This window comes from Ruegeria sp. H3 (assembly GCF_056533095.1).
In genome coordinates, this window is the sequence record NZ_JBQFOD010000015.1 from 58,698 (window position 1) to 72,812 (window position 14,115).

Genomic DNA, 14,115 nt, shown 5'->3' on the forward strand with positions numbered 1-14,115 from the left:
CCTCTGAAATCATGATGCAAGTGGGGGCAGGAGGTTTTCGATCTTGGTGCGATGTGGCTCGTAACGGGTGGGCAGCTTAAGCGCCTCGCCCAGATGGGCCGTGTCTTCGTCGCGGTCAAAACCGGGCTCGTTCGTAGCGATCTCAAACAGCACCCCACCCGGCGTGCGGAAATAGATCGCCCAGAAATAGTCTCGGTCGATAACCGGCGTGACCTGATAGCCTGTATCCAGCAAGGCCTGCCGAACACGCAGTTGTGCGGCTCGGTCCTCGACGGCAAAAGCGATATGATGAACGGACCCAGCGCCCTGACCAGCGGTCGGGGTACTTGACGATAGCTGCTGCAGATCGATCGTGTCCGCAGCGTTACCCCCTTCAATCACATAGCGAGTGACGTCACCCTCGGTTTCAGCCTTATGGTATCCCATGAAGGTCAGCAGTTCACCCGTCGCATCAACATCCTTCAGAGCGAACCGCGCGCCCCGGAACCCAAGAATCGCGGCCTCATCGGGAACACCGCCCTGAGTCCAGGCTGTCCGGCCTCGCGCATCAGACTCGACCAATGCAAAGCTGTCACCATCGGGACCGTCAAAGGACAGACGCTTTTCTCCGAAGACTGTGCCATCGGCCAGCCCAGTCACGCCCTCAGATGCAAGACGTTGTTTCCAGAATTCGACACCGCCTGTAGGGATGGCAAACTCGGTCACACCTACCTCACCGGCCCCTCTGCGTCCCTTTGGCATCTGACCAAAAGGAAAATAGGTCATGACCGAGCCCGGTGTTCCAACCTCGTCCCCGTAATAGAGGTGATACACCTCAGGCGCATCGAAATTTACCGTCTTTTTCACTCGGCGCATGCCAAGTGTGTTGGTGAAAAAAGCGTTGTTGGCGCTGGCGTCTGCGGCCATCGATGTGACGTGGTGCAGCCCTTTGATATCTTTGATCATGTTTCGCTCCTTGGCGAGTGTTCAACTTGCATCAAAGATGGCGCATCGATTATTGAAGTGAATAGACAGCTTTGTGGCTTTATTATTGTCGAAAACGGAATTATTAAGCTGAGATGATCGAGCTGAAGCCCATCCGCGTCCTGCGCGCCGTATCAGACCTGAAAAGCTTTTCCCTGGCAGCGCGCGAACTGGGCATCGCGCCGGCATCAGCAACACGCATCATAGCGCAGCTTGAGAGAGACCTGGGCACACAGCTTCTGGTGCGTACGACTAGGCAGGTTTCACTAACCAGCGCCGGAGCAACTGTCCTTGCGAAGTACAGACCGCTTTTGGAGGGGTTTGAAAAGGTCACACGAAATCTTCAACGGGCCAATCAACCTGACAAAGGCCATCTGCGACTGACCGCGCCGGTATCACTGGGCGTCACGTTGCTGCCGCAAGTGATCTCGGGGTTTCGTTTCGCCTATCCGAATATTTCAGTCGAGATCAACTTCACCGATACACTGCTCGATGTGATCGAGGAAAACTGCGACCTCGCTGTACGTGTATCGGGCCCGCCCACCGACAAATCGACAATTTGGCGCAAACTCTGCGAAGTTCCGCGGCATATGATTGCTGCGCCGTCTCTGTTTGAACGCATACCCCGGCCTGATCATCCGCGCGATCTGAACCCAGACTTTCTGACGTCATACAGCGCGCAAGGCCGCCCTGAAACTTGGGATTTCTCGTATGCAGGTAGCAACGTTTCAGTTCAAGCTGGCCGAAAGATAATCTCCAACAATGGAGACTTCCTCTACGCTCTTGCGGTCGCAGGAGAGGGCATATGTGTTCTACCGGATTTCATAACTGACAAGGGACTGGCTAGCGGGCAAGTCGTGCAGGTGATGCCAAGCTGGTCTATCACATCGTTATGGTTGACGCTGTACTATCCCCCATACGAACAACTCCCACCGATCGTCGGAACGTTTGCAGAGTACTTTGAAAAATTTGTGCAGAATCATCCGAACCTGAAGACGGAAACCTAAGCTCGTCCAGTGCTTGCGCGTTCGAAAGCCGGTGGGCAGTGAGACCTTGGACTGGGCCTTATGGTTGGCCACATCGATAGCTTTACACTCTAACCTCATGATCCTCCCCCTCTGAAGTGGTCCGCCGTTATGGTTATGAAAACGGAGGGCCACATGGCTAACAAGCGACCGAAGCCGGAAGAGATTGTCTCGAAGTTGCGGCAGGTTGAGATATTGATGGGGCAAGGCATGTCCCGTCTGGATGCAATCCGGCAGATTGGCGTTGGCTCTCAGACGATCCACCCAAAGACATACCCCGCTCCAATCGACCCAAGAACAGCAAGCAACAGATAGAGCAGGAATGGCTTCAGTTTGAGCACCGGTGCGATGGCCATTGCACCCCAGATGCTGACTACGCCACCCGATACAAGGAAAGCCATCGCCGCACCTTCGGACATGCCGTTGTCGATCAGCCCTCGCGTCAGTGGGAGTGCCGCGTACCCGTCGATATAGGCTGGGGCACCAATGAAAACAGCGGTGGGTATGGCCCACCATTTGTCTTCCCCGACATATACTGCAAGCGATCCAGGTGTCAGTGCCGTGTTCAGGGCGTACTCGGCTGCAAACGCCGGTGTCAGGCAAATGAGGATAAGTCGACTGGTTGCCCAGAACTGTTTGCCGAAGGAACGTCGTCTCGTCTCAGACCGCCATACCCAGGGATCAAAGGGCTGACCTTCGCCGCATCGCGCAGCACTCAGTTGGCGGGCGAGATCATTATCGCGAAGCGCATTCATTGCCCAAGGTGCCCTGGCAAATCGCCCGGTAACCGCGCCCCCGAGCACACCCAATCCGAAAGCTGCAAGTGTTTTGCCAATCGCAAAGCTTAGACCCAATGTTGCGGCGGTGGTCGTGAGCATCGCCGGGTCCGTTATCGGAGAGGACAGCCAGAATGCCATGATTGGTGCAAGAGGCACTCCCGCCGACAGCAACCCAGCCATTAACGGCAACACGGTAACACCGCAAACGGGTGTAACGGCTCCGATCAGCGACGCTGCCAACACCGTACGCATTGTCCTGCCCTCAAAGGCAGCAGCAATATGAGTGTCGGCGCCGCTGGCAATGATCCAGGCCGCAAGGATAATACCCGGAATGACGATTGGGGCGACGGCAATCAAGCCTAAGACGACAAACTTTGCAGCGTTTGCTGCGTGTTCCGGCCACACAAGACAGACACCCGACAACAGCACCAGAGAAGCGCCCCACATCAGGTTTTTCCGGGTAGATGGTTGATGGGCAGCGGTTTGATCGGACATTGCCTACTCCTTTGATCTTGAAAACTAGAGTGGCACGAGCCATCATTAAAACGAATAGTTTCAATTTCAGATATTGGGAAAACAGATGGAAAATCTGGATAGCGATCTTTTGCGAACCTTCGTCGCCGTGGCTGAGGCTGGCAGCGTCACGGATGGTGCAGCTCGTATCCACCGGTCCCAATCTGCAACGAGCCTTCAGATCAAACGCCTGGAATCCATTCTGGGCCGCCCTGTTTTTGATCGGCATGGTCGCGGGGTTGTGTTGAGCGATGCGGGGCAGACGTTGCTGTTCGTTGCGAAAGACGTGACGGCCCGTCTTGACGCGGTGCAGCGGGAGATTTCCCACAATTCTGTGAGCGGAAAACTACGCTTGGGCATACCCGACGATCACGGGCGCGCCAAACTCGCGAAAATTATTGCGGTGTTTACCAGTCATCATCCTAATGTCGAACTGGAGGTCACCTGCGCCTTGAGCGCACATTTTCCTGATGCGCTCGACAAAGAGCTGTTAGACCTTGCGGTTTACGAGGTCGAATCTCCATCTGGTTTTGAGGAACTCCTCTATGAAGACCCGACTTGTTGGGTGTCTTCGGCACATCGGGATTTTTCAACCGATGAAGTCCTACCAGTGGCCCTTTTCGATGAAGCGTGTTGGTGGCGCGACGCTGCAATCAGTTCGTTGCAAGCCCGCAGAAAGCCATACCGTATCGTCTATTCGAGCCAAAGCGTTTCTGGCGTGATTGCAGCGGTAGAGGCAGGGATCGCGGTTGGCCTGCTGGGCCGGTCGTCGCTTCACATCGGGCTAACCGTGGTCAACGAGGGGCTGGGCTTTGAGGCTACTCCTGCCTCCAAGCTGGTGATGGCATCAAGTAATCCAAAAGAGCATAGGCCTCTAGACGCAATGAAGGAATCTATCAGAGCTGCATTTTTGTCCAGAGTATGATGGGCCGTTCTGGCTCCCTCACACTCTTCTCTGCAGGCAGGATCAATGGTCGCCAGAAGGTGGATTGAAGCAATGGGCGTTGGGCTCGATGATTAGCTGACCACTCAACCAAGGATCGCTTCACAAAAATCCTCTATGCCGTCACGTATGTCCCCCAAATGAACGGTCTGCTGGCGGAAGATGGTGAGATCGGTCAAGAAACGCTGCGTCAGGTACTGATGCCTAAACGGAGCTGTCACAACAGCCTTTGGGGAGGGCAAGAGAGTATTGAGCAGCGCCAACGAAAGTAGTCTGACTCGCCAAATTTTGCGCATTCTTCTGGCGAGGTGTCGATGGGTCCAATCGTGGGAGGGCAATATCTTAATCTGTCTGAATGCCGGGAATGTCGGCTATGCACAGAAAGTGACCATCTTCTAGAATACTGAACCTGTCGCGGCCAACTAACCTATAGACTAAGTTCTCAGCGTGCTAGTCAACTCATCCTATACCCAACATTTCTGAGGGTGACGATCCGCTGACCCTCCAGTCCAATTTTGCGCCGTAGGCGGCCAACATAAACGTCGACGACGTTGGTTAAGGGATCTTCGTTCATGCCCCATACGGAGTTGAGTATGCGTTCTCGAGACAGAACCCGATCCACATTGGTTAGAAACAGCAAAAGAAGATCGCGTTCCTTTTTAGATAACTGAACCTCCGCGCCAGCTACGGTCACGTGGAGGGAGCGCCTGTCAAAGCTCAGGGTTCCGCATTTGATGACGGTGTCTTCGAGATCGCTGGCATAGCTATTGGCGCGCCGGTGCAACGCCTCAACGCGAGCGATGAGCTCGTCAAAATCGAAGGGTTTCGGAAGATAGTCGTCAGCGCCGATTTTCAATCCTTCGACCCGTTCTTCGGGGCTGTCCAATGCGGTCAGCATAAGGATGGGGATTTTGGATTTACGGGCGCGCAACTTGCGGCAGACATCCTGCCCTTGAATTCCCGGCAGCATCAGATCCAAAAGGATGACATCGTATTCGCCTGTGATCGCGTGCTCTAGCGCATCTTCCCCACTTGAGGCGTGATCGACGGTCCATCCTTCTGCGGACAAACCGCGACGGATGAAGTCGGCAACGCGAATTTCGTCTTCAACAAGTAGAATATTCATGCCATGCCTCAACTCACTAGCTGCATCAATCCATCACAATGCCGAAGGGAGTATGGCTTCCTCAGCCTTGAAGACAGAAATTCAGAAAAACAAAAGAACATCAGCCCGTCTCTCGCCACGTATCGGCTTGCACAACTTTCATCCTGGGGCCTTTGGGAAGTGTTAAGACGATTTTTAAGCCACCCTCTCGACGGTCCTGAAGATCAACGGTTCCGCCATGGGCCTCGACAATTGATTTGACGACGGGAAGACCAAGACCGCTGCCCTCGATCCCTTGGCCCGAGGCGTTCGACCCCCGATAGAAGCGGTTGAATGCCTGGGACTTTTCTGCCGCACTCAAACCGGGCCCGTTGTCTTCGATTGCAATTGAGCAAGAGGCGAGGCCTTCATCCAGCTTGGCCTCTATCGTTGGACCGCCATAGCGCCGTGCGTTCTGCAGCAATGCGAGAAGCGATTGGCGCAGACGAACTTCGTCAACGGATGCGAGAACTTTGTCGTTGGGTGTTTCGACCTGGACCGGCTCAGGGAACATAGCGACTGCATCGTGCAATATCTTTCGCAGGTCGATCTTCCGGCGATCAAGGCGCAGCTGACCCGCCTCGAACCGGGCCACGGTCAGCATATCGTCGACGATCTGATTGGTGTGCTTGGCAGAGTCCCGGATACGGGCGAGGGAATCTGAGACTTCTTCGGATAGCTCATCAGATGTCCTTAATGTGACATCGGCCTCTCCAAGTATGATAGCCAGCGGTGTGCGCAATTCGTGGCTGATATCGGCCATCAGCTGTTTGCGGTTCTCTTCCCCAGTTTCAAGTTTGTCGATGAGCTGTTGAAGCTCGGATGTTCTTGCCGCAACGGTTTGTTCAAGTTGTTTTTTTTGTTCCGCGCGGCTGGCTTCACGTGCTGCCAAACCTTCGGCCATGCTATTCAGAACAATACCGAGTTCCCTGAACTCGCGACTGCCACCAAGCCTCACAGGCTCAGAATAATCGGCCCTACGCAGGTGGCCAATGCCTTCGGCAAGCCGGATCAAAGGCTTTCTGATTTGGCGATTGAAAGACACGAGGGCCACCAGAAGGACTCCGATTGCGGCCGCTACAATCATGTAGACCAATCGTTTGTTCCATTCCCGGAAGGCTGTGGCCTCAGCCAGAACGTCTTCGACTTCCTCGACTTCTTCGTCGAGCGCGGATTTGATTTTTCGATCAAGTTCGTCATCGATATCCCCGTCCAGAAGGGCTGCCAGGCGTTCGATGCGGACAAAAGTTTCAATCGGGCTACCTTCTGCCGTAAGACTGGCGATGGCTGCGTTCACGGATTCAATATCATCTTCAATCTGATCGAGCAGTTTCAGTTCTTCGACTTCCTCGTCACCAACCATCTGGATTTCGCGCGCGATGACATTTCGAATGTCTTCGAGAGTTTGTGCGATTTTGGCCTGTAGCTCGGCTTCCCGAGCGCCGTCATCCCGATCGCCGATCAGGAGCGCGTCGCCATGTTGTTTGAACAGGCGATAAAGGTCTGCCTCGAGCCGGAGATGGAGTCCATAAGACTCTTGGGCCAGCAATATCCGGGCATCCCACCAGCGGGTTTTTTCCAGACTGTAGAGGGTCAGCCCCGCAAGCCCGCCCAGAAACCCGACAAGAACAGCAGCGTATATTCCAAACAGGGTGGAGGAGCGCATATCAAATGACCCTTGAGTTCTCATGCATATTAGAAGGGGCGGAGGCATCGGCCAATATGATCGTTGCCGAGGAAAGCCTTTGAAAAGTTGCGAGCAGCTCATCCTTGTGATGCCGGCAGGCAGCCCATCTGATCGAGGCGATCACAACAACTTCCGCCTTACCCAGAATAGCGCGCGCAAGATCCAGCCGCAAAGTCTGATCAGAGGTCAACCCGTGGCCGTTTTCCGAAATCCGCTGATCGAGACCTTCGGGGGCCATAAGCAAGTCGGAAAGGCCAAGCTCCTGTATCACTTTCGCGATCCTGCTGTTGCTGGGCCGCTTCTGGCACATCAAGGTTGCGGATCGGCGCAGACTGCCCTGAAGCCCGATATGGGCGTCTCCAACAAAGGCAATCTTCGGTAGAATTTGCTGCTCACCATATCGCACTTCGATACCCTCACAAGTGTCAAATCCAGCGATACATCGCGCGAGCTTGTTGGCACTTGGCCCCGTCAACTCTGAGATCTTGTTCGATCTGGCAGCAAATGTGACAGGCCTTTCGTCAATCTTCCCAGTAACCTCAATGACCTTGGCATTGGTCTGTTTTGCAAAACCTCGCTTGACCGTCGGTTCCGAAAGAAGCCGTTGCGCTTTCTCGCGCGCGACACGCCAAGCGCAGTAATAATCCCATGCGCTGGCGAGGTTCTGCAACGGCAGAGCGATCAGCGCCATCACCGCAAGACCGGCCGCAACGATCGCAGGGGCATTGTCTGTTTGGCTGGCTTGCCAAAGCATGCAGAGACTCGCGAAAGCCACACCCGATTGCAGAATCGCCTGAAGGCTGACCACTCGACCGCGGCGCGCCAGCGCGTCATTGCGCAGTGACGCACCTTGCTTGTCTAGCTTTTGCAATTCGCGGTCAGTCCGACCCATCAGATCGAGTTCGGGGGCAATCGCAATCCGTTCGATCATGGAGATCGCGATGTTGGCCCGGCGCCGGCGCAGCCTTCGGTGTCTATGCTCAAGATGCCAGGCCATCGCCGCTGCCAGCAGAAGTGAGAAAACAAGCGCTGCCAGACCACTGACCGCAATCGCCGGATCAAGACTATAAAGAATGAATGCAGCGCCCGGGATCACAACTGCTGCAGAGCAGACGCAAGGTAAACCGCGCCCAAACCACAGCCGGGCTGCTGACAAATCACCAACAAACCTGAGAGATAGCGCACCAACCCGGCGTTTCTCATGGCGCGACTTGGGAAGTTGCGCGATTTGCTGATACAACGCACGCCGCAAGCAGATCGCATAGCTTTGGCCGAGCGCTTCCGCGCGATATCGAGAAAGAAACAAACACGCGGCGCCGATCACGCCAGAGACGGCCAATTGCAATATGGTCTCGATGGCAAGCACATGTCCCGCGTGAATCGCCCCAAACGCGTCCCGCGTTGCGAAAGCAGCAAAGGCCAGCGCGATCGCCTGAAAGACGCTGCTTGATACCACGAGGACCGCATCAATGATGCGGTCCCGAGTGGCCAGTCTGGGGAGGGGGGTCATGCGGCCACGTTCTCTGGTTCATGCCGCATCAGGGGTGCAACATGCTTGGCGATCATTGCAGGCGACCACAGGTCTTCACGCGAAAGGATCGGGCACCCGGTAGCTTCAAGCGCTTCGGCCGATGCGAGGGGTGAGCAACTTACTTTCCCGGAAATCGCAAATGGACTTAAGCCAACCCGTTTCAGCACGGTGACGCCACCTAATGCGCTAAGCGCGTCTGGCGCTGCAAACAGTATGCCGTCCAAACGGTCCCGGATGCGCGATGATCGCAGAATTGCGCGCGTTTCCTGCTGGAAAACACCGTCCGCGATTTCAACGACCACCACCTCAGACCCTCGCGATGCAGCTGTGGCAACCAGAGTGTCGAAACCAATTTCGATCTTGTCCAGAGGCATCCGATAGGTTGTCGCCATTCCGACATCCGTAAAATCAAGTGCGGGCGCGCCTGCGTCCTCAAAACTGTTGAAATCACCAAATGCCCCGGTACCTGTGGCTTTGACACCCGACGCTGAGTAACCCGAGCGCATCAAGCCATGGCCCAGGCTTGATGCAGCGGTTGTCTTGCCGGAATTCATCGATGCCCCAAAAACGCCGATAACAGTTACTTGGTCATTCGCTGGCAATTGGGGCAGAGCGTAGTCCGCGATATTGATCACCCGGTTTTGGGCGTTGGTAAGAAGGCCTAGGGGTTTCAACCGCGTGGGGTCCTCCATGGGGTTTCAACCGCGTGGGGTCCTCCATGCGGGTATGTGCGGCATCCACCCGACCAACAACACCGCCACCTGCGACCAGATCTATGTGATCATCGTCGACAACAGCACTCGCAAGGAACTGGTCCGGCGCATATCGATCGCCCAGGCATAGAACTACAAAGTCACCCGGATAGCTGGTTGAGACCCGCCGCTCGGCCAGCTGTATTTTCTTATGGTGCCCGATCTCGACGATCTCGCAAAGGATCAGATCACCTGGTTTAGCACTGTTCATCTGTGTGCTGAAGCCGTGGACATCCGACCGATCAACGCGGCGAGTCGTGAATGCCCATTTTGCGATTTCGCAGGCATTGAGGGGGATTGGGGGAAACTGTTTCATGCTTTGCTCCGTGGCTGACGTGTCCATGGTTTCACTTTGTCAGCACCGTGTGAGAAAGGTTGCAAAGGCGTATGAAGGGACCTTATGCGATTGAATGAACAGCAGATGAAAGCATTGTTCGGGCGGCAGTTTTGTGCGCAAACTTAGCTTAGTGGTAGCTTCACCCAGGATTGAACCCGTATTGGCAGAGACGGGTGAGGTGAATTTAACGTTTGGCAATGGCTCGTCGACGATCAATCGTCATCGCCTCCATCATCCCCATCATTGTCATCGCCGTTATCATCTCCTTCGTCGTCATCACGGTCGTCGTCTCGCTCTCCTCCGCGTCCGTTTCGATCATCATTCTTGTCGTCCGAGCTTTGCCGTAGCTCTCTGATTGAAATCCGGTTGTCGCCATTACGGTCGATATCCTCAATCAACCTGCGTGCGCCTGCTTCCCCGAACGCAGCCACGAGTTCATTGAAACTGAGAACGCCATCGGAATTTGTATCGACAGAGCGAAAACTTGCTGTCTGTGCAGAGGCCTTCGCCGATAAACCAAGGCCGATTATCAGGATAAGGGCAAAAACGAACGAGCAGTATATATGGTTGAATGTCCTTTTTCTGCACGTCGCCGCCTCGCGTCGATCTAACAACAAAGATATCCTTTTAACCGACGAATGTTCCTTGAGAGCCAAGTTTTTCTATCTCAGTAGATCAAGTTAGCGTGCTCGGATGAAACGCTGATATTCTTCTGATGAACGTCAGATGAATTTTGGCGACGCTATGTAGTGCCTTGCAGGCATTCGGCATGGAGTCTAAGCCATCGTGTCCGCAGACTAAATTAACCAGATGATCAATTGGCTATACTTTGCAGCGGCGTGAGTGATCGAGTCCCAAATGTTTAACTTTGGTCGGGCCGTTGCGGACCTTCAGCCAGTTCATTTCCAGTCTGTGAGTATTCAATGCTTTCGCATCAAGTACTTCTACCCGATAAAATTGCAGAGGCCTCTCAATCGTTTTTGCGGAGCTTGACCAAATCATGCCAGCTTCTTAGCTGGTTGTGCCATCGCGTAATTTGTCAGGAAGTCTGGCGACTTTCTTCAATAGACCAACAGCTTGCTTGCTCTCGCCCTTAGGGGGCCTACCAAGTTGTTTCAACGTTGAGCCACAGTCGGCGTCTGAATACTCGCAAGGTTGGTTGATGAACCATTTGCGCTGAAGCTTCCATTTCCCGTCAACGTAAAAAATCAATTCTTACAAATGTTTAAGCTTTCTGAAAGGTTGGTTAAAACTCTGGATACTCTACGGACCACTTAGTCGTTTGGTAACGAGGCGAAGGTCTGATGCTGAGTTCTGTTCTACCCGTTCTGGCTGGCGTTCTTTTCGAACTCGGACATTTGTGGCCCGCATTCCTTATGGGTCCGGAAAGTGTATTGGCTCTTTCAACCAACACTGCCCAATTCATGGCCCCAGCCTGCGTTGTCGCGTTGAGTTTTTTGCACAGAGGCCAGAACAGCTCCCGAGACCCAAGCGCAACAATTTTGAAAGTCACATCAGAACCCAAGTGTCTTCCCCATCAAAGGAAAAGAGATCTCCCTTGTTTGGATGAAAGATTGGTTGATCAGGTGTTTCTTCACGCCCAAGCAGTTCGAAACAACAGTCACCCAGTTCGACGTTCTACTTCCACGATCACAACGAGAATTGGATTGTAAATGTCGAGACCCAAAGATGAGGCCACCTCAGTGCTGGCCAGATTTAACGAGAGATTTGGCCTGGTTCAAAGGCACGTAATCACCATTCCACCCGCAAACAACACAGCCGGTCCAGACAACAATGTGTCTGGTGTGGTTCAGACCAACAATTCCAAGGCCAAAAAGGAGCCAAACATGTCGTTGGACATTTCCAAACTAAGTGAAATCAAAGGTCTTCTGGGGGCGTGCCTCGTCGACAGTGATACTGGCCTTACTCTGGGTACAGAGGGCGGTTCCAAGTTTGATCTTGATACCGCAGGGGCAGCAAATGTTGAAGTCGTGCGTGCCAAACTTCAGGCAATTGAAGCTTTGAAGCTTAACGATACTATCGAAGACATTCTGATCACGCTTGGCAAACAGTTTCACCTGGTTCGTCCACTGGACAAAAACCCAAACATTTTTGTGTACGTCGCGCTAGACAAGAAGACCGCCAATCTGGGTCTCGCCCGACTACAAGTAAAAGCTGTCGAAGAAACGCTCAGCCTCTAGTCTGTAACGAAATGCCAAATGGACTTAGCCATCCCGTTATGGCTGAGTTCAGTTAACCCCGCATTGGTAACTGCGATAAACGGATCCAACGATAGAGTCGGAGGTCTTAAAATGAAAATACTCGTCGCAGAAGACGACAAAAAGACCGCCGATTTTGTCAACTCCGGGCTGAGATCGAACGGCTTCAGTGTGGAGTGGTATGATGATGGCCGAGACGCTCTCTCATATTGTTTGTACAACGAATGTGACGCCATAGTCTTAGACCGTATGTTGCCTGGAATGGATGGTCTGTCTGTTCTCAAGGCCCTGAGGGCAGCGAAGAAACAGACTCCAGTTTTGTTCCTCACATCAATAGGCGACGTTCAGGACAGAGTTGAGGGTTTGACCGAAGGGGCGGATGATTACCTGGTTAAGCCTTTTCATTTTTCAGAACTTCTGGCGCGCCTAAACAGCATTATCAGACGACAGCCGACCAGCATTGCCTCAACTGAGCTTCACGTCCACGATCTAACGATGAATCTGCTTAGCAGAGTGGTTAAAAGGCAAGACGTTACAATAGAGTTGTTACCTCGTGAATTTGCGCTGTTGGAAGTTTTGATGCGGAATGCCGGTCGGATCGTGACACGCAACATGCTTTTGGAGCAAGTCTGGGACTACAATTTTGATCCAAATTCGACCGTGATCGAGACGTATATAAGTCGCTTGAGGTCGAAGATCGACAAACCCTTCGAGACGCCACTTTTGCACACGTCTCGAAACGTTGGATACAGCCTTCATGGGCCGCTTTAGCAATCTATCAGGTGCCCCGTTTAGATCAGCTTGTCTCGCGGCATTGATAGTCTGGATCATAACTGCTGTGTTTGGATACGCTGCCTATTTAGCGCTTGCAGACAGGCTCCGTGCCGATCTCCAGCAACAAATCCTCGACGAAGAGCTCCTGCTTCATGAGATTTTGCTGGACGGAGGCTCGGACGCAGTGCAGCGAGCAATCGAACATTTGAATAGTCCCAATCGAACCGAGCTTCACGTCGTCGCCCTGTTCGACCAGAACGGTTCAGTACTTGTTGGATCAATCGCAACAACGCCTGACACGTTAGGTTGGCACGAGGTCGATCGGGATTTTTTGCAAATCGGTGGGTCTGCCCCTGCCTATCTGCTCCATATGTCTGAGTATCTTGGGTATCGCACCGTGGTCGCCCGCAGCCTGACAACACTTAATCAGGCTTTGAAAACGCTTTGGGAAGGGTTGTTGCTGCTGACGCTTTCGACAACCGCCGCTGTCCTGGGTCTTGGCTACTACTTCAGTGCTCAAAACATCCGAAAACTCCAATGGATTGAGCGAAACCTCGACCAAGTCTTTCAAGAAGATTTCAGTTTTCGTCTTCCCGTGTCAGATACAAGCGACCTATGCGATCAAATTTGCCATATGATCAACCGACGTCTCGATTGGATTTCGAGCTCACCCAACTGTTCTCAAACCGCGGCGGTCACAATTGCCCGCGATTTGAGGGGCCCACTAACGAACGGGTTCATGGCGCTACAAAAGGTGTATAGCGAAGTTGAATATGGTGGCGACCCGCGTCCAGGCCTCGGCGATGTAGAGAAAAACCTTAAGCGCATCAGAACTGTCTTCGACACAGTACACAAAGTATCTCAGATCGAGGCAGGCTGCCATGAAGTAAGCTTCCAAACCGTCAATTTAAGTGCGCTGGTTGAGAATGTGGCAAAGGCGTTTCATCCGGTTGCGGAAGAAGCAGGTAAACACATCACCGCTGACTACAACGCTGACACGATTTTGATACGAGGCGACGAAAACATGCTTAAACGGCTGCTCGTCAATCTTGTGAATAACTCACTCCGGTTTTGCCCTTCTGGGTGTTGGATCAGGATTTCCCTTACGGCCACGACTGAAGCGATACAGCTGGTTGTTGAAGACAATGGACCGGGGGTTCCGGACCCACAAATCACCAAGATTTTTGACGCGTTTTTCCGAGCTGACCACCCAAAAAACGACGCCGGAAATGGACTTGGCCTATCGCTTGTTAAGGCCATCGCGATGCAGCACGGCGCACTTATCACCGCAGAAAACAACAAACCGGGCCTGCGGGTATGCGTGAGCTTCGGGAAGCCTCCGATTGCGGCCTGAACACAAGCGGAAGATTTGTGCAGCTCAGAATTCTAACCATCACCAGGACCACTCAGGCCTGAAAGCTCAACCTCTTTGATCGGAAACACAATGA

13 protein-coding genes and 1 pseudogene are annotated in these 14,115 nt (G+C 53.4%); 6 read left to right on the forward strand and 8 right to left on the reverse strand.

What is annotated here, in order from left to right:
- Positions 1 to 9: 9 nt before the first annotated feature.
- Positions 10 to 945, reverse strand: coding sequence for a VOC family protein (locus ACR0JE_RS16325; protein ID WP_480864924.1), 936 nt, complete (start codon positions 943 to 945; stop codon positions 10 to 12).
- Between the two features lie 113 nt (positions 946 to 1,058).
- Here ACR0JE_RS16325 and ACR0JE_RS16330 point away from each other — a divergent pair, with 113 nt between their 5' ends.
- A complete protein-coding gene (locus ACR0JE_RS16330) occupies positions 1,059 to 1,970 on the forward strand; it encodes a LysR family transcriptional regulator (protein WP_480864925.1) in 912 nt (303 codons plus the stop codon).
- Between the two features lie 153 nt (positions 1,971 to 2,123).
- Positions 2,124 to 2,252: pseudogene (locus ACR0JE_RS16335) on the forward strand (IS3 family transposase); the annotation flags it as partial.
- On the opposite strand, the gene ACR0JE_RS16340 reads toward ACR0JE_RS16335, so the two are convergent.
- Positions 2,240 to 3,262: a permease gene (locus tag ACR0JE_RS16340; protein WP_480864926.1), complete on the reverse strand. Its 1,023-nt coding sequence runs from the start codon at positions 3,260 to 3,262 to the stop codon at positions 2,240 to 2,242. The pseudogene ACR0JE_RS16335 and the gene ACR0JE_RS16340 sit on opposite strands and share 13 nt — an antisense overlap.
- A gap of 85 nt (positions 3,263 to 3,347) precedes the next feature.
- On the opposite strand from ACR0JE_RS16340, the gene ACR0JE_RS16345 reads away from it, so the two are divergent.
- The gene (locus ACR0JE_RS16345; protein WP_480864928.1) at positions 3,348 to 4,205 is read left to right on the forward strand and encodes a LysR family transcriptional regulator; all 858 of its coding nucleotides are present in this window, start codon (positions 3,348 to 3,350) and stop codon (positions 4,203 to 4,205) included.
- Positions 4,206 to 4,677: 472 nt separating this feature from the next.
- On the opposite strand, the gene ACR0JE_RS16350 is transcribed toward ACR0JE_RS16345, so the two are convergent.
- From ACR0JE_RS16350 to ACR0JE_RS16375, 6 genes are all read right to left on the reverse strand, one after another.
- Positions 4,678 to 5,349 carry a response regulator transcription factor gene (locus ACR0JE_RS16350; RefSeq protein ID WP_480864929.1) on the reverse strand — a complete coding sequence of 224 codons (672 nt, stop codon included), beginning with the start codon at positions 5,347 to 5,349 and terminating at the stop codon, positions 4,678 to 4,680.
- Between the two features lie 100 nt (positions 5,350 to 5,449).
- Positions 5,450 to 7,033 (reverse strand): sensor histidine kinase, encoded by a 1,584-nt coding sequence (locus ACR0JE_RS16355; RefSeq protein WP_480864930.1) that lies wholly within the window; start codon positions 7,031 to 7,033, stop codon positions 5,450 to 5,452.
- A 1-nt stretch (position 7,034) separates the two neighbouring features.
- A complete protein-coding gene (locus ACR0JE_RS16360; protein WP_480864932.1) occupies positions 7,035 to 8,564 on the reverse strand; it encodes an ABC transporter transmembrane domain-containing protein in 1,530 nt (509 codons plus the stop codon).
- The gene (locus ACR0JE_RS16365; protein WP_480864934.1) at positions 8,561 to 9,139 is read right to left on the reverse strand and encodes a hypothetical protein; all 579 of its coding nucleotides are present in this window, start codon (positions 9,137 to 9,139) and stop codon (positions 8,561 to 8,563) included. Before ACR0JE_RS16365 ends, ACR0JE_RS16360 begins: the two co-directional genes overlap by 4 nt.
- A 34-nt stretch (positions 9,140 to 9,173) precedes the next feature.
- Positions 9,174 to 9,653: a hypothetical protein gene (locus ACR0JE_RS16370; protein WP_480864935.1), complete on the reverse strand. Its 480-nt coding sequence runs from the start codon at positions 9,651 to 9,653 to the stop codon at positions 9,174 to 9,176.
- 233 nt (positions 9,654 to 9,886) lie between these two features.
- Positions 9,887 to 10,330, reverse strand: coding sequence for an EF-hand domain-containing protein (locus tag ACR0JE_RS16375; RefSeq protein WP_480864936.1), 444 nt, complete (start codon positions 10,328 to 10,330; stop codon positions 9,887 to 9,889).
- Between the two features lie 1,017 nt (positions 10,331 to 11,347).
- Here ACR0JE_RS16375 and ACR0JE_RS16380 point away from each other — a divergent pair.
- From ACR0JE_RS16380 to ACR0JE_RS16390, 3 genes are all read left to right on the forward strand, one after another.
- A complete protein-coding gene (locus tag ACR0JE_RS16380) occupies positions 11,348 to 11,875 on the forward strand; it encodes a roadblock/LC7 domain-containing protein (RefSeq protein WP_480864937.1) in 528 nt (175 codons plus the stop codon).
- 111 nt (positions 11,876 to 11,986) lie between these two features.
- Entirely contained in the window at positions 11,987 to 12,664 is a 678-nt protein-coding gene (locus tag ACR0JE_RS16385; RefSeq protein ID WP_480864938.1) for a response regulator, read from the forward strand.
- Positions 12,651 to 14,021, forward strand: coding sequence for a sensor histidine kinase (locus tag ACR0JE_RS16390; protein WP_480864940.1), 1,371 nt, complete (start codon positions 12,651 to 12,653; stop codon positions 14,019 to 14,021). The genes ACR0JE_RS16385 and ACR0JE_RS16390 overlap by 14 nt, the downstream gene beginning before the upstream one ends.
- Positions 14,022 to 14,115 lie beyond the last annotated feature (94 nt).